Origin of the sequence: Pseudomonas sp. B19125 (assembly GCF_044218855.1) — a bacterium.
Taxonomy (GTDB): Bacteria; Pseudomonadota; Gammaproteobacteria; order Pseudomonadales; family Pseudomonadaceae; genus Aquipseudomonas; species Aquipseudomonas edaphica.
The window spans coordinates 5,170,105-5,192,028 of the sequence record NZ_CP162589.1; the positions used below are offsets into that span (position 1 = coordinate 5,170,105).

Consider the following 21,924-nt stretch of genomic DNA (forward strand, 5'->3'; position numbering starts at 1 on the left):
GCCAGCTCCCACATTGGATTGTGGTTTCAACTCTGGGGCTTAGTGGCGTTCCAGCGCATTGACCAGGTCGTGGAAGGCTTCGCGGTTGGACTCGTTCAAGCCCATCAAAATCTTGTGCGCTTCCAGCACCTTGACCCGTACCACTTCTTCGGACTGGTCTTGCGAAGGCAGGTCGGTCAGGCATTCCGGGCACGGGATCGGGCGGTCAACGATGTTGAACACTTGATCAAAGCCCATGGACTGCAACAGACGGGTGATGTCTTCGTGGGTGGTGACCACAGTCGGCAACAGGCCGACCTTCTGCCGAGACAGAATGGACAACTTGGCCAGCAAGCCAAGGGTGGTGCTATCGATGCTGCGGGTTTCGGTCAGATCGATCACGATCGCTGAGAAGTTCAGCGCGGTGAAGATCCGCTCAATCGTCGCATCCAGCGCCGAACACAAGGTCAGGCGCACTTCACCGACAAACTTCAGGACGAAGGTCCCGTCTTGCTCGGCGAATTGGATTCTTCCGGTACTCATCAAAGATTCCTGCTCAACACCAATAGGGCGATATCATCCGGCATCTCCCCTAGCGTGGACAATCCAAAAACCTGCCGCAGGCCATCCAGGCTGCCGCCCGCCGACTTGACCTTTTGGGGCAAGGCGGCTTCTTTCTCTTTGAGTGTAGGCTCTGGAAGAAGGTCCAGTATGCCGTCGGACATCAGCGTGAGGCTGAACGTCGGCGGCAATTCCAGGATGTGGTCTTCGTAGGTGGCTTCGTTAAACAAGCCCACCGGCAAACCACGGCCTTCCAGGTAACGCACACTGTCGGGAGTGTATAAAACCGGCATCGGCAGGTGACCGCCGATGCTGTAGGTCAAAAGACCGGTTTCTTCATCAATAACGCCGCCAACCATCGTCACGTGCTTGCCCAGCTTGCAGCTGATCAGGCCTCGGTTGATGTGGCCCAGCACCTCGGAGGGGGTGAACTCCGGCAAGGTGCCATTGCGCTTGGATTCGAACAACAGCCGTGTGGTCATGAATTTCAACAACACGGTAACAAAAGCAGAAGAAGCGCCGTGGCCGGACACGTCGGCCAGGTAGAACGCCACACGTCGCTCATCGACGCGGAAGTAGTCGACGAAATCACCCGACAGGTACAGCGACGGGATGATCTGGTGCGCAAACTTGAATTCGTCGATGGTCCACGGGCTCACCGGCAGCATGTTCATCTGCACCTGGCGACCGGCGTTCTGGTCTTCCTGGAGCAAATTGAGGCTGGCTTCGAGTTCGCGGTTGGCGGTTTCGAGCTTTTCGCGGTAGCGCTGGTTTTCCAGCAGCAGGCGAGCACGGTCCAGCGCGCGGCGCACCGAATGCTCCAGCACCGCCAGGTCTTCCAGGGGCTTGATCAGGTAGTCGGCAGCGCCCAGGCGCAGGGCCTCGACAGCATCGTTCATCACGCCGGCACCGGACACAACAATCACTGGCGTCTGCGGCGCACGCTCGGTTACCTGGCGAATCAGCTCGAGGCCGCCCATTTGGGGCATGCGCAGGTCGCAGATCACGAGGTCGGGCTTGTCGCGCTCGAACACCTGGAGACCCTGTTGGCCATTACTGGCCTGCAGGACGCTGAAGCCACTGTCTTCCAAATAGGCCGCGAGGCTCGCGCGCACTACTTCGTCGTCATCGATTATCAGCAGCGTGGCACTGGTTTTTTGCATGTGGGCAAACGGCGCCAGAATTAGGTTGGCGTAGGCGGCTCGGCAATGGCCGGGCTCACGTACTGGATTCGCTTTCTAGCCTCTCTGTCCTACAAAGTACTGGGATTTCTCCCATGCACAACGGTAAAGCAGAGGTGCCCTTCTAAGGCGCAGACGGTACTCCCATCCGTCAGGGGTTTCAAGCTCATGCCGATGGTCGCCGGGCGTCTTTACACCGCAAATCACCGGGAGTTATAAGAACAGTCACCACCACAACACAAAGTAAGGATGGAACCCGTGAGCGAACATGAGCGCGGCTACGACGAAAAACGCGATTTCATCCGCATGCGCGTGGATGCCGATGTGGCGCTGATCCACGCGGGGCAAGAGATTGCCGGGGTTTGTGTGGACCTTTCCAGCTCCGGCATGCAGGTTGAGGCACCTCGCCAGTTTCAAGTGGGAGACCAACTGACCGTGCGCATCGATTCGGAACATGCCGCCCTCACGGGCCTGGAGGCGGACACCGAGGTGGTGTGGGCCAAAAACGAAGGCGAGCGCCAGCACCTGGGCCTCAGGATCTTGAAAATGCGCTGAAAAACGCGCACAAAAAAGGCGACCTATAGAGGTCGCCTTTTTTCATTTCAAAACGTCACGGCTTAAAAGTCGTCGACGACCTTGCCGTCTTTTACCTTGAACTCACGGTTCTGCAGGTAAGCGTTACGGATAAAGGTGTATTTGTCGCCCGTGATCAGCTTCTCGCTGTCGAGCAGGCTGGCACGGGTATCAACGATGTTCAGGCCGAAGGTGCTGTTGCGCCAGCCGATATCGTTCATGTAGCGGTACGGTTGGGTGTAGCTGTCGACGTATTTGGACGGCGCATCACGCAGGGTGCTTGGGCCGAGCAGCGGCAGCATCACGTAAGGACCGCTGCCGACGCCCCAGTAGCCGAGGGTCTGGCCGAAGTCTTCATCGCTGCGTTGCAGCCCCATTTTGGTGCCCACATCAACAAAGCCAAGCACGCCGAAGGTGGTGTTCATCAACAGGCGGGCAGTGTCCACACCAGCGGCGTGCGGCTTGAGCTGCAGCACGTTGTTGGCCAGGTTGCCGACATCGCCGATGTTGCGGAAGAAGTTGTGGATGCCGTCTTGTACAAATTGCGGGGTTACAAATTGATAACCCTGGGCAATCGGCTTGAGCGCGTAGGTATCAACGGTGTCGTTGAAGGTGAAGATCGGGCGGTTGACGCTTTCCCATGGATCGTCTTCCGACGCAGCCTGGGCCGCGAAGGGGGCGAGCAGGATAGTTGCACACACAGATAGCTGAGCGAAGTACTGGCTCCAGCGCATAGCTTTGGCTCCTTGAATGATCTGTCATGGGCGCTATGCCCTGAATAAGACCGTCAGTATATGACGGATGTGTGGATTTAGGCAGTAACGAGGAAACGACATACGCAAAATGCACAAAATTCCTACAAACAGGTTAAGTGTCATCCGCTTGTCATGCAGCCCGGATAGCGTCGTAGCTATTTCAGGATAGTTATTTCAGGGAAGTCGAAATGCCTCACGCCGAAATTGCCATAGCCAGCGCCCCCACCTTGACTGCCGTGCTGTTTGGCCTGAGTGGCTGCCTGGTGGATTTCGGTTCCCAGGCCCGCACAGACTCGCCCTGCCCCGACTCCCAGGCCACGCCCGGCGCGCTGAAGATTCTGCGCAGCCTCAAGGACCAGGGCGTGCCCTGCGCCTGGCTGGATGAACTGCCCGCTTCTGTCACCACACCCCTGTCGGCCGCATTGCCCGACTGGGTGAAGGCAACACCGCCCTCCTCCCTCCGCTGGCCGGCGCCACATGCCTGCTGGCAAGCCTTGATGGCACTGAATATCGAACGCCTCGAAGGCTGTGTGCTGGTCAGCGGCGAGCCACGTTTGCTGCAATCGGGCCTGAATGCCGGGTTATGGACCATCGGCCTGGCGTCCTGCGGCTCGCTGTGCGGCCTGTCACCTGAGCAATGGCAGGCGTTGACCGAACAACAGCGGGAGCACAAGCGCGGCAAAGCCACGGTGGCGCTGTATGGGCTGGGCGTGCATTCAGTGATCGATCACCTTGGCGAGCTGGGCACGTGCCTGGCGGATATCAGCCTGCGCCAGCTTAAAGGCGAGAAGCCCTGATAGAGATCATGCACTCAAGGCGCCGGTGGATTAATCTACAGGTCAGCCCGTAGACCTTTCACGGCGTGCCGCGGTCTATGCCAGTGCCTATCGATAAAAGGAAGAACGTCATGCCTGACCGCATAAAGCTTGAAGAACAGGTCAACATCCTGCGCGGGCAGTTGGAACAGCAACCGCCGCTGTCTGAAGAAAAACGTGAAGCACTGGAAGCCTTGATTGCCAAGTTCGAATTACAACTCGAACTTGAACCGGCCACCCAAACGCCCAGTATTTCCGACGATGTGAATCAAGCAGCCATAGAGTTCGATGCCGAACACCCGGTCATTTCCGGGACATTGCGCAATATCATGATCACCTTGGGCAACATGGGGATCTAACCCGGCCCCAAGCCAAACACAGAACCAAAATGTGGGAGCAGGCAAGCCAGCTCCCACATTTGTTTTGTGTGACGGCTACTGACGAGCCAGGCGCACGTTCTGGAACTGCACATTCTCAGTGCTGCGATACGGGTTGATATCCAACCCACCGCGCCGCACATAGCGCGCATACACCGTCAACTTCTCTGGCTTGAGCAACCGCTGCAAGTCCAAAAAGATCCGCTCAACGCACTGCTCATGAAAGTCCGAGTGCTGGCGGAAGCTCACGATATATTCCAGCAAACTGGCGTGATCCAACGCGTGACCACGGTACTCCACCACCACGCTGCCCCAATCCGGCTGGCTGGTGACCGGGCAGTTGGATTTGAGCAGGTGGCTGTGCACGCTCTCCTCGATAATGCGCGAGTCGTCGCAACGCAGCAGCTCCGGGCGCGGGTGCTCGTAGTTGCTGACGCTGATGTCCAGGTCGTCGATGCACGCGCCCGGCAACGCCATCACGCCTTCGGCCTCAACCTCGGCCAGGCTGCGGATGCGCACACTCACAGGCAGGCCGGCGGCGGCGCTGAGGTCGGTGCACAAGGTGGCTTCCAGGCTTTGCGTGTCGGCAAACGCGGTCTGGTTCAGCGAGTTGAGGTACAGCTTGAAAGATTTGGACTCGATGATGTTCGGCGACTCGGCCGGGATGCTGAATTCACCGATGGCCACCACCGGCTTGCCCGATGGCAGCAACCACGACAGTTCGAAGCAGTTCCAGAAATCCACGCCCTTATAAGGCAGGGTTTCGGCAGTCAGGCCCAGCTCGGCCCATTTGGCGGCGCGAGGGATCGGGAACAGCAACGACGGCGTGTAGGTAGAGATGTATTCACTGGACTTGCCCAGCGGCGAATGTTCGGCTGCGGGATGCATGGCGGAAACCTGGCTAAATAAACCGCGCCAGTCTACCAGCCTTTGCTCCCGCCCTTAAGAATCGCCTCACTCAACGGTCAGCTTGCCGACCATGCCCGCCTGATAATGCCCCGGAATGTTGCAGGCAAACTCAAGACCGGTGGCCTTGTTGAAGGTCCAGGTCAGCTCGGCGGTCTTGCCCGGTTCCACCAGCACGCTGTTGGGATCGTCATGCTTCATGCCACCCATCTCGCCCATATCGCCATGCCCCATGGCGGCGTGGTCCATCTTGCCCATGCCGGTGGCCGTGAGCATGCCGCTGGCCTGCATCTTGAGCATTTCTTTTTGGTGTTCGGCGTGCATCGCCGCATCACCCAGGTTGAACTCGTGCAGCAACTGGCCTTTGTTGACCAGCACAAAGCGCACGGTCTCACCGGCTTTTACATCCAGAGCCTTGGGCGAAAAGGAAATGTCCTGCAGGGTTACTTCTACGGTGCGCGTGGCTTTATCGGCCGGTGCCGGGTGACCAAACGCGTAGGTGTGAGCCTCATCAGCCATTGCATTAACGCTCAATGCCAACAAACAGCCCGCCAATAACAGAGGTGTACGCAACGCCATGACGCTTCTCCAAAAAAGTGTGTCCAGCTTGGTCAGCACTTTAAGATGGCTCTGCTGCCAGCCAGCTGACTGCTAGATTACAACTTTGTCAGGTTACGCCCTGACGCTGCCGCCCACGGTATAAAGCCCATCGCCACCTGTTGCCACGAGTTGCCCATGAAACTGCTGATCGTTGAAGACCAACCGAAAACCGGCCACTACCTGCGCCAGGGCCTGACCGAGGCTGGCTTTACCACCGAGTTGGTGGCTGACGGCACGAGTGGGCAGCATTTGGCCCTGACCGGCGATTACGACCTGCTGATCCTCGACGTGATGCTGCCCGGCCGCGACGGCTGGCAAATTCTGCACGCCGTGCGCAGTGCGGGCCTGGACATTCCGGTGTTGTTCCTCACCGCCCGCGACGCCGTGGAAGACCGTGTGCACGGCCTTGAGCTGGGCGCCGACGATTACCTGGTCAAGCCTTTCGCCTTTTCCGAATTGCTGGCGCGGGTGCGCAGCCTGTTGCGCCGTGGCAGCAGCACCCCGCAGGAAACCACGCTGCAACTGGCCGACCTGCGCCTGGACCTGATCCGCCGCCGCGTCGAGCGCGGCGGCCAGCGTATCGACCTCACCGCCAAGGAGTTCGCCCTGCTCGAACTGCTGCTGCGCCGCCAGGGCGAAGTGCTGCCCAAGAGCCTGATTGCCTCCCAGGTGTGGGACATGAATTTCGACAGTGACACCAATATCATCGAAGTGGCGATCCGCCGCTTGCGCCTTAAAGTCGACGACAACTTCCCCACCAAGCTGATCCACACCGTGCGCGGCATGGGCTATGTGCTGGAGGAACGGTGCAATTGATTGCGCGCCTGTCCCTGGCCAGCCGTCTGGCCCTGTTATTTGCCGGCTGTACGGCGGTGGTCTCGCTCATCGCTGGCGTGTTGTTCAACCAGGCCAGCGAAGCGCACTTTATCGAACTGGACCAGCAGCAACTCGACGGCAAACTGATCGCGCTGCGCAGCACCTTGCAGGGTGTCGACTCACTGGCGTCCTTTACTCAGCGAGAAGCGCAACTGCGTGCCGAACTCAGCCGCCAGCCGGACCTTGCCTTGCGCATCAGCGCCGCCGGCCAACGCTGGTTTGATGGCGCGCCGAGTGTCACGCTGCCCGCAGCGCCCGGCCTGCACAGCCTGCAAAACGCCGGCACCGACTACCGCGTGTACAACGCGCCGTTGCTGGCGGGCCAACCCGGCTCGCCGCAAGTGACGCTGATCCTCGACATCACGCACCACCAGCACTTTCTGCAACGCATGCAGCGGTTGATCTGGCTCACGGTCGGCTTGTCCGCCCTGGCCACCGCGCTGCTCGGCGCATGGGCAGCGCGCAGCGGGCTGCGGCCGTTACGGCGCATGAGTGAAGTGGCCGCCGGCGTGTCGGCCCACTCCCTGACCCAACGCTTGCCCCAGGCGCAAATGCCGGTGGAACTGGCCGAACTCGCCCAAGCGTTTAACGCGATGCTGGGGCGGCTCGACGACGCGTTCCAGCGCCTCTCGTCTTTCTCCGCCGATATCGCCCATGAACTGCGCACGCCCCTGTCGAACCTGCTGACTCAAACCCAGGTGATCCTCACCCAGCCGCGCCCGCTGGAGGACTACCGCGAGGCGCTGCACAGCAACCTGGAGGAGTTGCAGTGGATGGCGCAATTGGTGAATGACATGTTGTACCTGGCCAAAGCCGACCATGGCCTGCTGATGCCCAAGCGCGAAGCGCTGGCGCTGCACGATGAAGTGGAGGCGTTGCTGGAGTTTTTTGCGCTGTTGGCCGAAGACGCGCAGGTCAATCTGGTGTGCGAAGGCACGGCTCAAACGGCGGGCGATCGCGGTATGTTGCGCCGGGCCGTGTCGAACTTGCTGGATAACGCGCTGCGGTTTACCCCGGTGGGTGGCGAGGTGCGGGTGCGGATTATGGAAAGCGCACAGGCTGTGACGCTGACTGTGGCCAATACCGGGGAAGGTATTCCAGCGGCTTTGTTACCTAAATTGTTTGATCGGTTCTATCGGGCAGACCCGGCGCGCCGTGAAGGCAGCAGTGAACATGCGGGGCTGGGGTTGGCGATTACCCAGTCGATTGTGCGGGCGCATGGAGGGAGGATTTATTGTGAATCTGAAGCCGGGTGGACCAGGTTTGTGATTGAGTTGCCCAAGGGGGATTGATGCAAGCTGGGCCGGCCCTATCGCAGGCAAGCCAGCTCCCACATTCGAATGTATTCACACATCAAAATGTGGGAGCTGGCTTGCCTGCGATAGCGGTCTTAGCGTTTACGAATACCTGAGGGCATGCGCCGGCTCAATCTTCGCCGCCCGATACGCCGGGTAAATCGTCGCCATAAAGCTCAACACAAACCCGGCCGTGCAAATCAGCAGCACATCGCCGCCTTGCAGCTCGGAAGGCAGGTTGCTGACGAAGTACACGTCCGAACTGAAGATATGCTGCCCGGTCACGCGCTCCAGCCAGCCCACCAGTTCACTCACGTTCAGCGCCGCAATCACGCCCAGCACGCCGCCGATCAAGGTGCCGACGATACCGATCACCGTGCCCTGCACCATGAAGATCGCCATGATCTGCCGTGGCGTGGCGCCGATGGTGCGCAAAATCGCGATGTCCGCGCCTTTGTCGTTCACCACCATGATCAGGGTGGCGATGATGTTGAACGCAGCGACGGCGACGATCATCAGCAACAGCAGGCCGATCATGGTCTTTTCCATCTTCATGGCGCTGAACAGGCTGCCCTGGGTGTGGGTCCAGTCATCCGGCTTGTAGCCGGCGCCCAGGCTCGCGGCAATGTCGGCCGAAACCTTGGGGGCCGCGTACAAGTCTTTCACCGCCAGGCGCACGCTTTGCACCTGGTTCGGCTGCCAATGCTGGATCTCGGCGGCGTCGGCCATGTTGATCAGGGCCATGGAGCCATCCAGCTCGGCGCCGACCTTGAAGATACCGACCACGTTCAGGCGCTGCATGCGCGGGGTGATGCCACCCGGTGCGGCCGTGCTGATTTCCGGCACGATCAGGGTCAGCTTGTCGCCCACATTCAGGCGAAAGCGCCGTGCGGTGATGTCGCCGATCACTACGCCGAACTCGCCGGCCTTCAGGTCTTCGAGTTTGCCGCGCACGATATGCTGGGCAACGATCGACACCTTGCCTTCCTGGGCCGGGTCAACGCCGCTGATCTCGATCGGCTGCATCGCGCCCTTGTAGGAGAACATGCCGTCCATCTGTGTGAACGGCACCGCAGCGGTGACCTCGGGGTTCTTCAGCGCGGCGGCGGCCACGGGCTGCCAGTTATCAATCGGGTTTACACCGACGATAGTGGCGTGGGGCACCATGCCGAGGATGCGCGTGCTCATTTCACGCTGGAAGCCGTTCATTACCGACAGCACCACGATCATCGCCAGCACGCCCAGGGCGAGGCCGATCATCGAGGTCATCGAGATAAACGAGACAAAACGGTTGCGGCGCTTGGCGCGGGTATAGCGCGTGCCGATAAAAATCGATAACGGTCTGAACATTCGCGGGCACCGTTTAAAAAAATGAAAAAGCCTGGCTTAAAAAAGCCAGGCTTGAAACGGGTCAGATGGCGACCAGATGACCTTCCTGCAGGTGCAACACGCGGTCCATCTGGCGGGCCATGCTCATGTCATGGGTGACCACCAGGAACGCGGTGCGCATCTGGGTGCTCAGTTCCAGCATCAAGTCCTTGATGCCTTGCGCGGTATGCGAGTCGAGGTTGCCGGTCGGCTCATCGAGCATCACCAGGCCTGGGTTGTTCACCAGGGCACGGGCGATGGCCACACGCTGGCGCTCGCCGCCGGACAGTTCCGCCGGTTTGTGCTCCAGGCGATGGCCAAGGCCGACGCGCTCCAGCAGTGCCTTGGCGCGCTGGCGGGCTTCCGGGATCGCGGTCTTGCCGATCAGCAGCGGCATGCACACGTTTTCCAGTGCGGTGAATTCCGGCAGCAGGTGGTGGAACTGGTACACAAAACCGAGCGAACGGTTGCGCAGTTGGCCACGGGCTTTTTCACCCAGTGCCGACAGTTCTTCGCCGGCCAGCCACACGCTGCCCTCGGAAGGCGTATCCAGGCCGCCCAACAGGTTGAGCAAGGTACTTTTGCCGGAACCGGAACTGCCGACGATCGCCACGCGCTCGCCCGGGTGCAGTTCCAGCTGCAGGTTGGACAACACCACTACCGACTCCGGGCCTTCCTCGTAGGATTTGCCCAGGTTGCGGCAGCTCAAGATAGCTTTTTCACTCATGCCCGATTCACTCATAACGTAAGGCCTGTGCTGGCTGGGTGCGTGCCGCGCGCCAGGCTGGATACAGGGTGGCAAGGAAACTCAATAGCAACGCGGCGCCGCCCACCATCAACACGTCCTGGGCCTGAACCTGGGACGGCAAGTAGTCGATGAAGTAGACGTCAGCGTTGAGAAACTTGTGGCCGATGACTTTTTCCAGCGCGGCAATGGCGGCGCTGACGTTCAGCGCGGCCAGAATGCCGACGGCGGTACCGATCAAGGTGCCGACTACGCCGATCACGGTGCCCTGCACCATGAAGATCGCCATGATCTGGCCCGGCGTGGCGCCAAGGGTACGCAGGATGGCGATATCGCCCTTCTTGTCGTTCACCACCATCACGAGCGTGGAGATGATGTTGAACGCAGCCACGGCGACGATCAGCAGCAACAGCAGGCCAATCATGGCTTTTTCCATGCGGATGGCCTGGTAGAGGTTGCCGTGGGTGCGGGTCCAGTCGCGGGCGTAGTACTGCGAGTCGCCCAGGTGCTGGGCGATTTCCCACGCGCCGCGCGGTGCATCGAACAGGTCGTTGAACTTGAGGCGCAGGCCCTGCACCTGATCCGGCTGCCAGCGATGCAGGCGGGCCAGGTCGGTAAGGTTGGTGAGGCCCAGGTAGCCGTCGATTTCGCCGGCGCCGACGTGGAAGGTGCCGACCACGGTAAAGCGCTTCATGCGCGGGAACATGCCGGCCGGGGTCACGGTGACTTCCGGCGCGACGAAGGTCAGCTTGTCGCCGATGCCCACGCCGAGCTTGGCCGCCGCCTTGTCGCCGATCACGATGCCGAAGCTGCCGGGTGCCAAGTCGTCGAGTTTGCCCTGCAACATGAACTTGTCGATGATCGACACGTTACGTTCCTGGGCCGGGTCAACGCCATTGAGCAGGATCTTCTGCACCTTGCCGTCGTTGGTCAGCAGCCCCTGCATCTGGGTAAACGGCGCAACGGCCACCACCTTGGGGTTCTGCTTGACCTTGGCGGCCAGGCTTTGCCAGTCGTTGATGGGTTCATCGGACTCGATGGTCGCGTGGGGCACCATGCCCAGCACGCGGGTGCGCATCTCATGATCGAAGCCGTTCATCACCGACAGCACCACGATCATCACGACCACGCCCAAGGCGAGCCCGATCATTGAGGTCAGGGAAATGAACGACACAAAATGATTGCGGCGCTTTGCACGGGTATAACGCGTGCCAATAAATACGAAGAGAGGTCTGAACATGTCGGGGCTTGTTCGGAGGAAAAGAAGACGTCCCGGTGGCGGGGTCTGGTAAGCAGCTTTACACTCTGACCATTACCGTTACCTGGGGTTCGCCATGTCGACATTAGATGAAGAAGAACGCCGCGAATACTACCGTATCGACGACATGATCGCACTTCAAATCAGCACACTGTCTGCCCCGGAAGCGGCGAGCAAGGAAGTGTTGCTGGATGATTCCCCGCTGTTCAATCTGCTCAGCGAACTGCACCTCAGCGAATTCGAAGCCCAGCACCTGCTGCGCCAGATCAGCGAGAAAGATCGCAGCCTGGCGGCCTTTCTCAAAGTCCAGAACAAACGCGTGGACCTGCTCAGCCAGATCATGGCCCGTGGTCTGTTGGACGAAGTCGGCGCACCGCAGCCGGTGATCATCTCCGAAGGCGGCATCGACTTCCAGCGCCCCACGCCGCTGGCGCCCGGCGCGCACCTGGCGGTCAAGCTGGTGCTGATGCCCCAGGCGCTCGGCCTGCTGCTGCGCGCACGCGTGACGCATTGCGAGCCCAAAGGCGATGGTTTTGACGTGGGCACGGAGTTCGAATCCATGACCGACGCCCAACGCCAGTTGCTGGCGCGCTATATCCTGCAGAAACAGGCACAGGAACGCCGTCTGGCGCGGGAACAAAGCGACGACCTCTGAATACGTATTGAACACGCCAGCCTATCTGGCGCAAAGGAGCAACTGTGACCCTGATTTACGGCCACCGCGGTGCCAAAGGCGAAGCACCGGAAAACACCCTGACCAGCTTTCAGGAGTGCCTCAAGCACGGTGTACGCCGTTGCGAACTGGACTTGCACCTGTCCATGGACGGCGAGTTGATGGTGATCCACGACCCGACCCTCAAGCGCACCGCCGACCGGCGCGGCAAGGTCGTCGAATATTCAGCCGCCGACCTGGTAAAGATGGACGCGCGCAAAGGTGGCCCAGGCTGGGTCAAACCGTGCCCGATTCCGCGCCTGGAAGAACTGTTCGAACAGTGCGACTTCGATCACTGGCAGCTGGAAGTCAAAAGTGCCTCGCGCACCCGCGCCGCGACCACTGTGCTGGCGATCCGCGAGATGGCCGTGCGGCATGGCCTGATGGACAAGGTCACCGTGACCTCAAGTTCTCGGGAAGTATTAAAAGCGGCGGTTGAGCTCACCCCGGACCTGTCACGCGGCCTGGTGGCCGAATACGCCTGGCTCGACCCGTTGAAGGTCGCGCAGAACTACGGCTGTGAGTACTTGGCGTTGAACTGGACGTTGTGCACCCCCGAGCGCCTGGAAAAAGCCCAGCGTCAGGGTTTGCACGTGTCCGTGTGGACGGTCAACGAACCTGCGCTGATGCGCAGGCTCGCCGACTTCGGCGTAGATAGCCTGATTACAGACTTTCCCGGTTTGGCCACTGCCACCCTCGAGAATTACTGAAATCGGTCTCCCCGGCCGGCTCAGGCCACCGGCCGGAGCCGCTCAAAAAAGCCGGTTGAGGCCGTCGTAGGCCGCTACCCGATAGGCTTCGGCCATGGTCGGGTAGTTGAACGTGGTGTTTACAAAATACTTGAGGGTATTTTGCTCACCCGGTTGGCTCATGATCGCCTGGCCGATGTGCACGATCTCCGAGGCCTGGTAGCCGAAGCAATGCACGCCGAGAACCTCAAGGGTTTCACGGTGGAACAGGATCTTCAGCATGCCTTGCGGCTCACCGGCGATCTGCGCACGCGCCATGCTCTTGAAGAATGCCTTGCCGACTTCATAAGGCACCTTGGCCTTGGTCAGTTCGTGTTCGTTCTTGCCGATCGAGCTGATCTCGGGAATCGTGTAGATCCCGGTCGGCACGTCGTTCACATAACGCCAGCTGCCATTGTCGACGATGCTGCCAGCGGCCGAACGGCCCTGGTCATGCGCAGCACTGGCCAGGCTCGGCCAGCCGATCACGTCACCGGCACCGTAGATGTTCGGTACGCAGGTGCGGTAATTCTCATCCACTTCGATCTGGCCACGGCTGTTGACCTTGACCCCGATGTTTTCCATGCCCAGCTTGTCGGTGTTGCCGGTACGGCCGTTGCACCACAGCAAGGCGTCGGCCTTGATCTTCTTGCCGGACTTGAGGTGCAAAATCACCCCGTTATCCAGGCCTTCGACCCGCTCGTACTCTTCGTTGTGGCGCACGGTGATGTTGTTGTTGCTGAAGTGGTAGCTCAACGCCTGGGAGATTTCCGAGTCGAGGAAGCTCAGCAACTGGTCGCGGTTGTCGACCAGCTCCACCAACACACCCAGGCCACTGAAGATCGAGGCGTATTCACAGCCGATAACGCCGGCGCCATAGATGATCAGTTTGCGCGGGGTGTGGCCCAGGCTCAGGATGGTGTCGCTATCGTAGATACGCGGGTGGTGGAAATCGATATCGGCTGGGCGATACGGGCGCGAACCGGTGGCGATGATGATGTGCTTGGCCACCAGCTTCTCGACCACGCCATTGGCGCAGACCACTTCGACGGTTTGCTCGTCGGCGAAACTGCCGGTGCCAAAAAACAGGTCGACGCGGTTACGGGCGTAGTAACCCGTGCGAGACGCAACTTGCTTGGAGATGACTTTCTCGGCGCTTTTAAGCACGTCCGGGAACGAGAACCAGCGCGGCTCACCAATGGCCCGGAACATCGGGTTGGTGTTGAACTGCATGATCTGGCGCACCGAGTGACGCAAGGCCTTGGACGGGATGGTACCCAGGTGGGTGCAGTTACCGCCGACCTGGCGACGGCTATCGACCATCGCCACCTTGCGCCCCGCTTTGGCGGCGTTCATTGCCGCACCTTCTCCAGCCGGGCCGGAACCCAGTACCACCACGTCGTAGTTGTAGACAGCCATGCGTACTCCTCAGAACAGGCCAGGCGTACGGTTGGACGCCTGGCTAAATCATGCCGCGGCCAGCGGGCATGAAGGAAATTTTTGGCTCAAGTGTGTGAGCCGGGGCACAGTCTATATAAGGCTCAACGCCGCGCACATTAACCCTTGGTCGCGTCGTAGGCCAGTCTTGCCTTTACTACAGGAACTGCAAACTGGCATTACACTGCTGACACGCACCTTCGCAGGCGGGGCCATTATGCGGCATGTGGTTTTCTGTTTAATGATGATTTTTTCGCTGACAGCGCACGCCAGTGAAGCGAGTCGGCTTAAGCAAGCCGGTTTTGCTGCGCAAACGCATGAGCTGGCGCTGAAAAACCAGGCGGTGCTGGTGTATCTCTGGGCGGATGTGTATGCGGCCGCGCTGTACGCTCCAGCTGATATCAGCGCCAAACAGGCCTGGGACCAGCAAAAGGCTGTGCGCCTGGCGCTGTATTACTTTCGCGACATCGACCGCAATGATGTGATCAAGGCCGCTACGGCTACCCTTGAACGTCAGCAATCCGCTGCAACCCTCGCCCGCCTGAAGCCTGAGCTGGACCAACTGCACGCCAGTTTCCGCAACATTCGCAGCGGTGACCGTTACGCCCTGGATTTTCGTCCTGGGCGTGGGCTGAGCCTGGAGATCAATGAGCAAGTGGTGTTCAGCAGTCGCGATGATGAATTGGCAAAGGCCTACCTCGGTATCTGGCTCGCGCCGAAAGGCCTGTCGGACAGCCTGCGCAACGCCCTCCTGAACTAACCAACGCCCCCAAAAACACCAAAGAACCCTGTGGGAGCTGGATTGCCTGCGATAGCGGTGGGTCAGCCACTCATTTGCGGACTGACACGCCGCTATCGCAGGCAAGCCAGCTCCCACATTTGATTTTCATCGCCCTCGACAACTGCGCATTTAGTCATGCTTGCTATCAATTTTTATTGCCGGTAATGGCCAATACACATATGGTTACAAAACTGCAGCAAGGACGAGTAATGACCAGGGATCACTAATAAGACAGCCAACATGAGTGCATGACATGTCCACTACCACGGGCAAAGGCAAAGCGATTTTTCGCGTTGTCAGCGGCAACTTCCTCGAGATGTTCGACTTCATGGTCTACGGCTTCTACGCCACGGCCATTGCCAAGACCTTCTTTCCCAGCGACAGCGCGTTTGCCTCGTTGATGCTATCGCTTGCGACCTTCGGCGCCGGTTTCCTGATGCGGCCACTGGGCGCAATCTTCCTTGGCGCCTATATCGACCGCCACGGCCGCAAAAAGGGCCTGGTCATCACGCTGGCCTTGATGGCCGCCGGCACCATCCTGATTGCCTGTGTGCCCGGCTACGCCACATTGGGTGTGGCCGCGCCGCTGATCGTGCTGTTCGGTCGACTGCTTCAGGGTTTCTCTGCCGGCGTCGAGCTGGGCGGTGTGTCGGTGTACCTGGCAGAAATCGCCACACCGGGCCGCAAGGGCTTTTTCGTCAGTTGGCAGTCCGCCAGCCAGCAGGCTGCGGTGGTGTTCGCCGGTTTGCTCGGCGTGGGCCTCAACCACTGGCTCAGCCCGGAAGAGATGGGCGACTGGGGCTGGCGCGTGCCGTTCCTGATCGGCTGCCTGATCGTGCCGGTGATCTTCGTGATTCGCCGTTCGCTGGAGGAAACCCCAGAGTTCCAGGCACGTAAACACCGCCCTACCCTGCAGGAAATCGTGCGTTCGATCGGCCAGAACTTTGGCATCGTCATCGCCGGCATGGCGCTGGTGGTGATGACCACCGTGTCGTTCTACCTCATTACCGCTTACACCCCGACCTTCGGCAAGGCCGAACTGCACCTGTCTGACTTCGACGCATTGCTGGTGACGGTGTGCGTGGGCATCTCCAACTTTATCTGGCTGCCGGTGATGGGCGCGGTGTCCGACAAGATCGGGCGCAAACCCTTGCTGCTGGGTGCGACGATTCTGGCAATTCTCACAGCGTATCCGGCGCTGTCGTGGCTGGTGGCGAATCCGAGTTTCAGCCATCTGCTGATCGTGCTGTTGTGGTTGTCGTTCCTGTATGGCTCGTACAACGGGGCGATGGTGGTGGCGCTTACCGAGATCATGCCGATTGAAGTGCGCACCACTGGATTCTCGCTGGCTTATAGCCTGGCAACGGCGACCTTTGGTGGGTTTACGCCGGCGGCCTGTACTTACCTGATCCATGTGCTGGATAACAAGGCGGCGCCAGGGATTTGGCTCAGTGGTGCGGCGGTGTTGGGGCTGATTGCGACGTTGGTGCTGTTTAAAGGCAATCGGCATGAACTGCGGACTGCGCAGGCTTCGGTGGTTGGCGGCGCCTGATAGACCGCTATCGCAGGCAAGCCAGCCCCCACATTTGACGGTGCTCACAAGTCGAAATGTGGGAGCTGGCTTGCCTGCGATGAGGCCCTGATATTCACCACAAAACCAACAGCCACAAAAAAGCCCCGAACCAGTCGGGGCTTTTTCATTTACCGCAAAGGCTTAGCGCGGGAATGCTGGCGGGTTAACCCCGGCCATGTCTTCCATCACACGAACCACCTGGCAGCTGTAGCCGAACTCGTTGTCGTACCACACGTACAGAACAACGCGGTTGTCCTGGGTAATGGTCGCTTCAGCGTCGACCACACCGGCGTGACGCGAGCCCACGAAGTCGGTGGACACCACTTCCTGCGAGTTAACGAAGTCGATCTGCTTATGCAGGTCGGAGTGCAGCGCCATGTAGCGCAGGTACTCGTTCATCTCTTCGCGGGTGGCGGCTTTCTCAAGGTTCAGGTTGAGAATGGCCATCGACACGTTCGGCGTCGGTACGCGGATCGCGTTACCGGTCAGCTTGCCGGCCAGCTCAGGCAGGGCCTTGGCAGCAGCGGTGGCGGCACCGGTCTCGGTGATCACCATGTTCAACGCGGCGCTACGGCCGCGGCGATCGCCTTTGTGGAAGTTGTCGATCAGGTTCTGGTCGTTGGTGTACGAGTGAACCGTTTCAACGTGACCATTCACGATGCCGAACTTGTCATTCACAGCCTTCAGCACCGGCACGATGGCGTTGGTGGTGCAGGAAGCAGCGGACACGATCTTGTCGTCAGCGGTGATTTCGCCGTGGTTGATACCGTGCACGATGTTCTTGAGCTTGCCCTTGCCAGGCGCAGTCAGTACAACGCGGTCGATACCTGGGCAGGCCAGGTGCTGGCCCAGGCCTTCGGCATCACGCCATACACCGGTGTTGTCCACCAGCAGTGCGTCCTTGATGCCGTATTGGGTGTAATCCACCTCGGCCGGGTTCTTCGCGTAGATCACCTGGATCAGGTTACCGTTGGCGGTGATGGTGTTGTTTTCTTCGTCGATGACGATGGTGCCGTTGAACGGGCCATGTACCGAGTCGCGGCGCAGCAGGCTGGCACGCTTGGTCAGGTCGTTCTCGGCGCCTTTACGCACCACGATGGCACGCAGGCGCAGGCCGTCGCCGCCACCGGTTTTTTCGATCAGGATGCGCGCCAGCAGGCGGCCGATACGACCGAAGCCGTACAACACCACGTCGGTGCCTTTGCGGGCTGCAGCGTTTTGCTGGCCAACCACATCGGCCATTTCTTCACGCACGAACTGCTCGGCGCTGCGGCCGGCACCTTCTTTGCGGAACTTGTAAGCCAACTTGCCCAGGTCTACCGAAGCCGCGCCGAGCTTGAGCTCGCTCATGGCTTTAAGCAGAGGGAATGTTTCGTGGACGGAGAGTTCGCTGTCGTCGGCAGAACGATGGCGAGCAAAGCGATGGGCTTTGAGAATCGCGATGACTGACTGGTTGATCAGGCTGCGGCCATAGATCGAGCTCACCACATTGTTATTGCGGTACAGCTGACCGATAAGCGGAATCATCGCTTCAGCGAGTGCTTCACGGTCGATCCATTCACCAAGACACTGGTCGGGCTTCTGAGTCACGGGAACCTTCCACATGTAGGGGCAGAAAAAAGGGGCTACATTATGCCGCCCGACCGGCCTCGGAGCAATGCGCGTCGGGCAACAAAAAGTGCTTGCGAAAAAATCACACACCGCTGCAGCCCAGTAAATACGCGGCTTCCAGAAGGCCGCTGGTTGAGCGCCAACGCCGACTTGTCCGTAACCCTCCGAAACATCTGCACAAAATGGCACTACATATTGAGTCAAAACCCGCCATTGTTTGTCTTAGCCACTACATTTCCTGCAAACCGTAATAGGTTCAGTCAGCAACTGACAGGCGGCACCTTGGGCCGCTACAATTACCGACTTTGTCGCAACGCTTGGAGCTCAACCTTCCGTGCCCGTTCTGCGTCTACCGCTTCTCCCTGCCGCGGCAGGTAAACAGCACTGGGGCAACCTGCCCGGTGCCGCCCTGAGCCTGGCCATTGCCGAGGCTGCCAGCGCAGCCAAGCGCTTTACCCTGCTACTCACCGCCGACAGCCAAAGCGCCGAGCGGCTGGAGCAGGAGCTGAGCTTCTTCGCCCCCGATTTGCCGGTGCTGCATTTCCCCGACTGGGAAACCCTGCCCTACGACCTGTTCTCGCCGCACCAGGACATCATTTCCCAGCGCATTGCCAGCCTGTACCGCCTGCCGGAACTGGCGCACGGCGTGCTGGTGGTGCCGATCACCACCGCCCTGCACCGCCTGGCGCCGACCAAGTTCCTGCTCGGCAGCAGCCTGGTGCTGGATGTCGGCCAGAAACTCGATGTAGAGCAGATGCGCACGCGCCTGGAAGCCAGCGGCTACCGCTGCGTCGACACGGTGTACGAACACGGCGAATTCGCGGTGCGTGGTGCGTTGATCGACCTGTTCCCGATGGGCAGCAAACTGCCGTACCGCATCGACCTGTTCGATGACGAAATCGAGACGTTGCGCACCTTCGACCCGGACAACCAGCGCTCCATCGACAAAGTAGAGTCGATCAAGCTGCTGCCGGCGCGCGAATTCCCGCTGCAAAAAGACGCGGTCACGCGCTTCAAGGCGCGCTTTCGCGAACGCTTCGACGTCGACTTCCGCCGCTGCCCGATCTTTCAGGATTTAAGCAGCGGGATTACACCGGCCGGTATCGAGTACTACCTGCCGCTGTTCTTCGACGAAACCTCCACCCTGTTCGATTACCTGCCCGCAGACACCCAAGTGTTCTCGCTGCCGGGCATCGAGCAGGCGGCGGAAAACTTCTGGAACGACGTGCGCAACCGCTACGAAGAGCGCCGCGTCGACCCGTCGCGACCTTTATTGCCGCCCGCCGAGCTGTTCCTGCCGGTGGAAGACTGCTTCGCCCGCCTGAAAAACTGGCCGCGCGTGGTCGCCAGCCAGCAGGACGTGGACACCGGCAGTGGCCGCGAGCGTTTCCCGGCAAGCACGTTGCCGGACTTGGCGATCCAGGCCAAAGCCACCCAGCCACTGGAAGCGCTGTCGAATTTCCTTGGCGACTTCCCTGGCCGCGTGCTGTTTACCGCCGAATCCGCCGGCCGTCGCGAAGTGCTGCTGGAATTACTGGAACGCCTGAAGCTGCGCCCGAAAACCGTCGACAGCTGGCCGGATTTCGTCGCCAGCAAAGAGCGCCTGGCGATCACCATTGCGCCGCTGGACGAAGGCTTGTTGCTGGACGACCCGGCGCTGGCACTCATCGCCGAGAGCCCGCTGTTCGGTCAGCGCGTGATGCAGCGCCGGCGCCGTGAAAAACGCGCCGACGCCAACAACGATGCGGTGATCAAGAACCTCACCGAGCTGCGCGAAGGCGCGCCGGTGGTGCATATCGACCACGGCGTGGGCCGCTACCTGGGCCTGCAGACCCTGGAGATCGACAACCAGGCCGCCGAATTCCTCACCATGGAATACGCCGAAGGCGCCAAGCTCTATGTGCCGGTGGCCAGCCTGCACCTGATCGCCCGCTATACCGGCAGCGACGACGCGCTGGCGCCGTTGCATCGCCTGGGCTCCGAGACCTGGCAGAAAGCCAAGCGCAAGGCCGCCGAACAGGTGCGCGACGTAGCGGCCGAGTTGCTCGACATTTATGCCCGCCGTGCCGCGCGCGAAGGCTATGCGTTTGCCGACCCGAAAGCCGACTACGCCACCTTCAGCGCCGGCTTTGCCTTCGAAGAAACTCCCGACCAGCAAACCACCATCGAAGCGGTGCGCGCCGATATGCTGGCGCCCAAGCCGATGGACCGCCTGGTGTGCGGCGACGTGGGCTTCGGCAAAACCGAAGTGGCCATGCGCGCGGCGTTTATTGCCGTGCACGGTGGCCGCCAGGTGGCGATCCTGGTACCCACCACCCTGCTCGCCCAACAGCACTACAACAGCTTCCGTGATCGCTTTGCCGACTGGCCGGTGACCGTGGAAGTGATGAGCCGGTTCAAATCCGCCAAGGAAGTCAACGCCGCCGTCGCTGACCTGGCCGAGGGCAAGATCGATATCGTGATCGGCACGCACAAGCTGCTGTCGGACGATGTGAAGATCAAGAACCTGGGCCTGGTGATCATCGACGAAGAGCACCGCTTTGGTGTGCGTCAAAAAGAACAGCTCAAGGCCCTGCGCAGCGAAGTCGACATTCTTACGCTCACTGCGACGCCGATCCCACGCACGCTGAACATGGCCGTGTCGGGCATGCGCGACTTGTCGATCATTGCCACGCCGCCGGCGCGCCGGTTGTCGGTGCGCACCTTTGTGATGGAGCAGAACAAAAGCACGGTCAAGGAAGCACTGCTGCGCGAATTGCTGCGTGGCGGCCAGGTGTATTACCTGCACAACGACGTGAAGACCATCGAGAAATGCGCCGCCGACCTCGCCGAACTGGTGCCGGAAGCCCGTATTGCCATCGGCCACGGGCAGATGCGCGAGCGCGAACTCGAACAAGTCATGAGCGACTTCTATCACAAGCGCTTCAATGTGCTGATTGCCTCGACCATCATCGAGACCGGCATCGACGTGCCAAGCGCCAACACCATCATCATCGAGCGCGCCGACAAGTTTGGCCTGGCGCAATTGCACCAGCTGCGTGGCCGTGTGGGCCGTAGTCACCACCAGGCCTATGCCTACCTGCTGACTCCGCCGCGCCAACAGATCACCTCCGATGCCGAAAAGCGCCTGGAAGCGATCGCCAATACCCAGGACCTCGGTGCCGGTTTTGTACTGGCCACCAACGACCTGGAAATCCGTGGCGCCGGCGAACTGCTCGGCGACGGCCAGAGCGGACAGATCCAGGCCGTGGGTTTCACCTTGTATATGGAGATGCTCGAGCGCGCAGTGAAAGCCATCCGCAAGGGCGAACAACCGAACCTCGACCAACCCTTGGGCGGCGGCCCGGAAATCAACCTGCGTTTGCCGGCGCTGATTCCCGAGGACTACCTGCCCGACGTGCATGCGCGGCTGATTCTGTACAAGCGCATCGCCTCGGCCACCGACGAAGAAGGCCTCAAGGACTTGCAAGTCGAGATGATCGACCGCTTCGGCCTGCTGCCCGAGCCAACCAAGAACCTGGTGCGCCTGACGCTGCTGAAATTGCAGGCCGAACAGCTGGGCATCAAGAAAGTCGACGCCGGGCCGCAGGGTGGGCGCATCGAGTTCGAGGCGCAAACGCCGGTGGACCCATTGGTGCTGATCAAACTGATTCAGGGCCAACCCAACCGCTACAAGTTCGAAGGGGCTACGCTGTTCAAATTCATGGTGCCGATGGAGCGTGCCGAAGAACGCTTCAATACCCTGGAGGCGCTGTTTGAGCGCCTCATCCCGAAATCTGCTTGAAGGACGCCC

Annotated in this window: 20 protein-coding genes; 10 read left to right on the forward strand and 10 right to left on the reverse strand. The window is 60.3% G+C overall.

Annotation, left to right across the window (positions count from 1 at the left end; all coding sequences use genetic code 11):
- Positions 1 to 39 precede the first annotated feature (39 nt).
- Together rssC and rssB are read right to left on the reverse strand one after the other, a co-directional pair.
- Complete coding sequence (gene rssC, locus AB4P96_RS23440; RefSeq protein ID WP_003172602.1) at positions 40 to 522, reverse strand: anti-sigma factor antagonist RssC; 483 nt, start codon at positions 520 to 522, stop codon at positions 40 to 42.
- Positions 522 to 1,703 carry a two-component system response regulator RssB gene (rssB, locus tag AB4P96_RS23445; RefSeq protein ID WP_099548684.1) on the reverse strand — a complete coding sequence of 394 codons (1,182 nt, stop codon included), beginning with the start codon at positions 1,701 to 1,703 and terminating at the stop codon, positions 522 to 524. Before rssB ends, rssC begins: the two co-directional genes overlap by 1 nt.
- 276 nt (positions 1,704 to 1,979) lie before the next feature.
- Between rssB and AB4P96_RS23450 the strand changes: the two genes are divergently transcribed.
- Complete coding sequence (locus tag AB4P96_RS23450; RefSeq protein ID WP_017137444.1) at positions 1,980 to 2,276, forward strand: PilZ domain-containing protein; 297 nt, start codon at positions 1,980 to 1,982, stop codon at positions 2,274 to 2,276.
- A gap of 62 nt (positions 2,277 to 2,338) precedes the next feature.
- Here AB4P96_RS23450 and AB4P96_RS23455 read toward each other — a convergent pair whose 3' ends face one another.
- Positions 2,339 to 3,028: a VacJ family lipoprotein gene (locus AB4P96_RS23455; protein WP_065929195.1), complete on the reverse strand. Its 690-nt coding sequence runs from the start codon at positions 3,026 to 3,028 to the stop codon at positions 2,339 to 2,341.
- 209 nt (positions 3,029 to 3,237) lie between these two features.
- Between AB4P96_RS23455 and AB4P96_RS23460 the strand changes: the two genes are divergently transcribed.
- Together AB4P96_RS23460 and AB4P96_RS23465 are read left to right on the forward strand one after the other, a co-directional pair.
- Positions 3,238 to 3,846: a phosphatase gene (locus AB4P96_RS23460; RefSeq protein WP_099548682.1), complete on the forward strand. Its 609-nt coding sequence runs from the start codon at positions 3,238 to 3,240 to the stop codon at positions 3,844 to 3,846.
- Between the two features lie 110 nt (positions 3,847 to 3,956).
- Positions 3,957 to 4,223 carry a DUF4404 family protein gene (locus AB4P96_RS23465; RefSeq protein ID WP_017137441.1) on the forward strand — a complete coding sequence of 89 codons (267 nt, stop codon included), beginning with the start codon at positions 3,957 to 3,959 and terminating at the stop codon, positions 4,221 to 4,223.
- Between the two features lie 75 nt (positions 4,224 to 4,298).
- On the opposite strand, the gene queF is transcribed toward AB4P96_RS23465, so the two are convergent.
- Both queF and AB4P96_RS23475 read right to left on the reverse strand, forming a co-directional pair.
- Positions 4,299 to 5,129 (reverse strand): NADPH-dependent 7-cyano-7-deazaguanine reductase QueF, encoded by an 831-nt coding sequence (queF, locus tag AB4P96_RS23470; RefSeq protein ID WP_170038823.1) that lies wholly within the window; start codon positions 5,127 to 5,129, stop codon positions 4,299 to 4,301.
- Between the two features lie 66 nt (positions 5,130 to 5,195).
- Positions 5,196 to 5,726, reverse strand: a complete 531-nt coding sequence (locus tag AB4P96_RS23475; protein ID WP_138453710.1) for a plastocyanin/azurin family copper-binding protein — start codon at positions 5,724 to 5,726, stop codon at positions 5,196 to 5,198.
- Positions 5,727 to 5,882: 156 nt separating this feature from the next.
- On the opposite strand from AB4P96_RS23475, the gene AB4P96_RS23480 reads away from it, so the two are divergent.
- Both AB4P96_RS23480 and AB4P96_RS23485 read left to right on the forward strand, forming a co-directional pair.
- Positions 5,883 to 6,563, forward strand: coding sequence for a heavy metal response regulator transcription factor (locus AB4P96_RS23480; protein ID WP_099548680.1), 681 nt, complete (start codon positions 5,883 to 5,885; stop codon positions 6,561 to 6,563).
- On the forward strand, positions 6,560 to 7,915 hold the full coding sequence (locus AB4P96_RS23485; protein WP_395600999.1) for a heavy metal sensor histidine kinase: 1,356 nt from the start codon (positions 6,560 to 6,562) through the stop codon (positions 7,913 to 7,915). The genes AB4P96_RS23480 and AB4P96_RS23485 overlap by 4 nt, the downstream gene beginning before the upstream one ends.
- A 105-nt stretch (positions 7,916 to 8,020) precedes the next feature.
- Here the strand turns inward: AB4P96_RS23485 and AB4P96_RS23490 are convergent, their stop codons facing one another.
- The 3 genes from AB4P96_RS23490 to AB4P96_RS23500 all read right to left on the reverse strand — a co-directional run bounded on the left by AB4P96_RS23490 (position 8,021) and on the right by AB4P96_RS23500 (position 11,271).
- On the reverse strand, positions 8,021 to 9,268 hold the full coding sequence (locus AB4P96_RS23490; protein WP_170038821.1) for a lipoprotein-releasing ABC transporter permease subunit: 1,248 nt from the start codon (positions 9,266 to 9,268) through the stop codon (positions 8,021 to 8,023).
- A 61-nt stretch (positions 9,269 to 9,329) separates the two neighbouring features.
- Complete coding sequence (gene lolD / locus AB4P96_RS23495) at positions 9,330 to 10,013, reverse strand: lipoprotein-releasing ABC transporter ATP-binding protein LolD (RefSeq protein WP_020372695.1); 684 nt, start codon at positions 10,011 to 10,013, stop codon at positions 9,330 to 9,332.
- A gap of 7 nt (positions 10,014 to 10,020) precedes the next feature.
- Positions 10,021 to 11,271: a lipoprotein-releasing ABC transporter permease subunit gene (locus AB4P96_RS23500; protein ID WP_017137435.1), complete on the reverse strand. Its 1,251-nt coding sequence runs from the start codon at positions 11,269 to 11,271 to the stop codon at positions 10,021 to 10,023.
- A gap of 94 nt (positions 11,272 to 11,365) precedes the next feature.
- Here AB4P96_RS23500 and AB4P96_RS23505 point away from each other — a divergent pair, with 94 nt between their 5' ends.
- Positions 11,366 to 11,944: a PilZ domain-containing protein gene (locus AB4P96_RS23505; RefSeq protein WP_170038819.1), complete on the forward strand. Its 579-nt coding sequence runs from the start codon at positions 11,366 to 11,368 to the stop codon at positions 11,942 to 11,944.
- A 44-nt stretch (positions 11,945 to 11,988) separates the two neighbouring features.
- Positions 11,989 to 12,711: a glycerophosphodiester phosphodiesterase gene (locus tag AB4P96_RS23510; protein ID WP_017137433.1), complete on the forward strand. Its 723-nt coding sequence runs from the start codon at positions 11,989 to 11,991 to the stop codon at positions 12,709 to 12,711.
- A 42-nt stretch (positions 12,712 to 12,753) separates the two neighbouring features.
- Here the strand turns inward: AB4P96_RS23510 and sthA are convergent, their stop codons facing one another.
- A complete protein-coding gene (gene sthA, locus AB4P96_RS23515) occupies positions 12,754 to 14,148 on the reverse strand; it encodes a Si-specific NAD(P)(+) transhydrogenase (protein ID WP_017137432.1) in 1,395 nt (464 codons plus the stop codon).
- Positions 14,149 to 14,383: 235 nt separating this feature from the next.
- On the opposite strand from sthA, the gene AB4P96_RS23520 reads away from it, so the two are divergent.
- Positions 14,384 to 14,926 (forward strand): chalcone isomerase family protein, encoded by a 543-nt coding sequence (locus AB4P96_RS23520; RefSeq protein WP_138454216.1) that lies wholly within the window; start codon positions 14,384 to 14,386, stop codon positions 14,924 to 14,926.
- Between the two features lie 274 nt (positions 14,927 to 15,200).
- Entirely contained in the window at positions 15,201 to 16,499 is a 1,299-nt protein-coding gene (locus AB4P96_RS23525; RefSeq protein ID WP_017137430.1) for an MFS transporter, read from the forward strand.
- A gap of 162 nt (positions 16,500 to 16,661) precedes the next feature.
- Here AB4P96_RS23525 and AB4P96_RS23530 read toward each other — a convergent pair whose 3' ends face one another.
- On the reverse strand, positions 16,662 to 18,125 hold the full coding sequence (locus AB4P96_RS23530) for a glyceraldehyde-3-phosphate dehydrogenase (protein WP_017137429.1): 1,464 nt from the start codon (positions 18,123 to 18,125) through the stop codon (positions 16,662 to 16,664).
- A 340-nt stretch (positions 18,126 to 18,465) separates the two neighbouring features.
- Between AB4P96_RS23530 and mfd the strand changes: the two genes are divergently transcribed.
- On the forward strand, positions 18,466 to 21,915 hold the full coding sequence (gene mfd, locus AB4P96_RS23535) for a transcription-repair coupling factor (RefSeq protein ID WP_017137428.1): 3,450 nt from the start codon (positions 18,466 to 18,468) through the stop codon (positions 21,913 to 21,915).
- Positions 21,916 to 21,924 lie beyond the last annotated feature (9 nt).

Bases quoted from the DNA above. Each gene is read 5' to 3' on its own strand.
- rssC (WP_003172602.1), bottom strand. From the start codon at position 522: ATGAGTACCGGAAGAATCCAATTCGCCGAGCAAGACGGGACCTTCGTC.
- rssB (WP_099548684.1), bottom strand. From the start codon at position 1,703: ATGCAAAAAACCAGTGCCACGCTGCTGATAATCGATGACGACGAAGTA.
- AB4P96_RS23455 (WP_065929195.1), bottom strand. From the start codon at position 3,028: ATGCGCTGGAGCCAGTACTTCGCTCAGCTATCTGTGTGTGCAACTATC.
- AB4P96_RS23460 (WP_099548682.1), top strand. From the start codon at position 3,238: ATGCCTCACGCCGAAATTGCCATAGCCAGCGCCCCCACCTTGACTGCC.
- AB4P96_RS23465 (WP_017137441.1), top strand. From the start codon at position 3,957: ATGCCTGACCGCATAAAGCTTGAAGAACAGGTCAACATCCTGCGCGGG.
- queF (WP_170038823.1), bottom strand. From the start codon at position 5,129: ATGCATCCCGCAGCCGAACATTCGCCGCTGGGCAAGTCCAGTGAATAC.
- AB4P96_RS23475 (WP_138453710.1), bottom strand. From the start codon at position 5,726: ATGGCGTTGCGTACACCTCTGTTATTGGCGGGCTGTTTGTTGGCATTG.
- AB4P96_RS23480 (WP_099548680.1), top strand. From the start codon at position 5,883: ATGAAACTGCTGATCGTTGAAGACCAACCGAAAACCGGCCACTACCTG.
- AB4P96_RS23490 (WP_170038821.1), bottom strand. From the start codon at position 9,268: ATGTTCAGACCGTTATCGATTTTTATCGGCACGCGCTATACCCGCGCC.
- lolD (WP_020372695.1), bottom strand. From the start codon at position 10,013: ATGAGTGAAAAAGCTATCTTGAGCTGCCGCAACCTGGGCAAATCCTAC.
- AB4P96_RS23500 (WP_017137435.1), bottom strand. From the start codon at position 11,271: ATGTTCAGACCTCTCTTCGTATTTATTGGCACGCGTTATACCCGTGCA.
- AB4P96_RS23505 (WP_170038819.1), top strand. From the start codon at position 11,366: ATGTCGACATTAGATGAAGAAGAACGCCGCGAATACTACCGTATCGAC.
- sthA (WP_017137432.1), bottom strand. From the start codon at position 14,148: ATGGCTGTCTACAACTACGACGTGGTGGTACTGGGTTCCGGCCCGGCT.
- AB4P96_RS23520 (WP_138454216.1), top strand. From the start codon at position 14,384: ATGCGGCATGTGGTTTTCTGTTTAATGATGATTTTTTCGCTGACAGCG.
- AB4P96_RS23525 (WP_017137430.1), top strand. From the start codon at position 15,201: ATGTCCACTACCACGGGCAAAGGCAAAGCGATTTTTCGCGTTGTCAGC.
- AB4P96_RS23530 (WP_017137429.1), bottom strand. From the start codon at position 18,125: ATGTGGAAGGTTCCCGTGACTCAGAAGCCCGACCAGTGTCTTGGTGAA.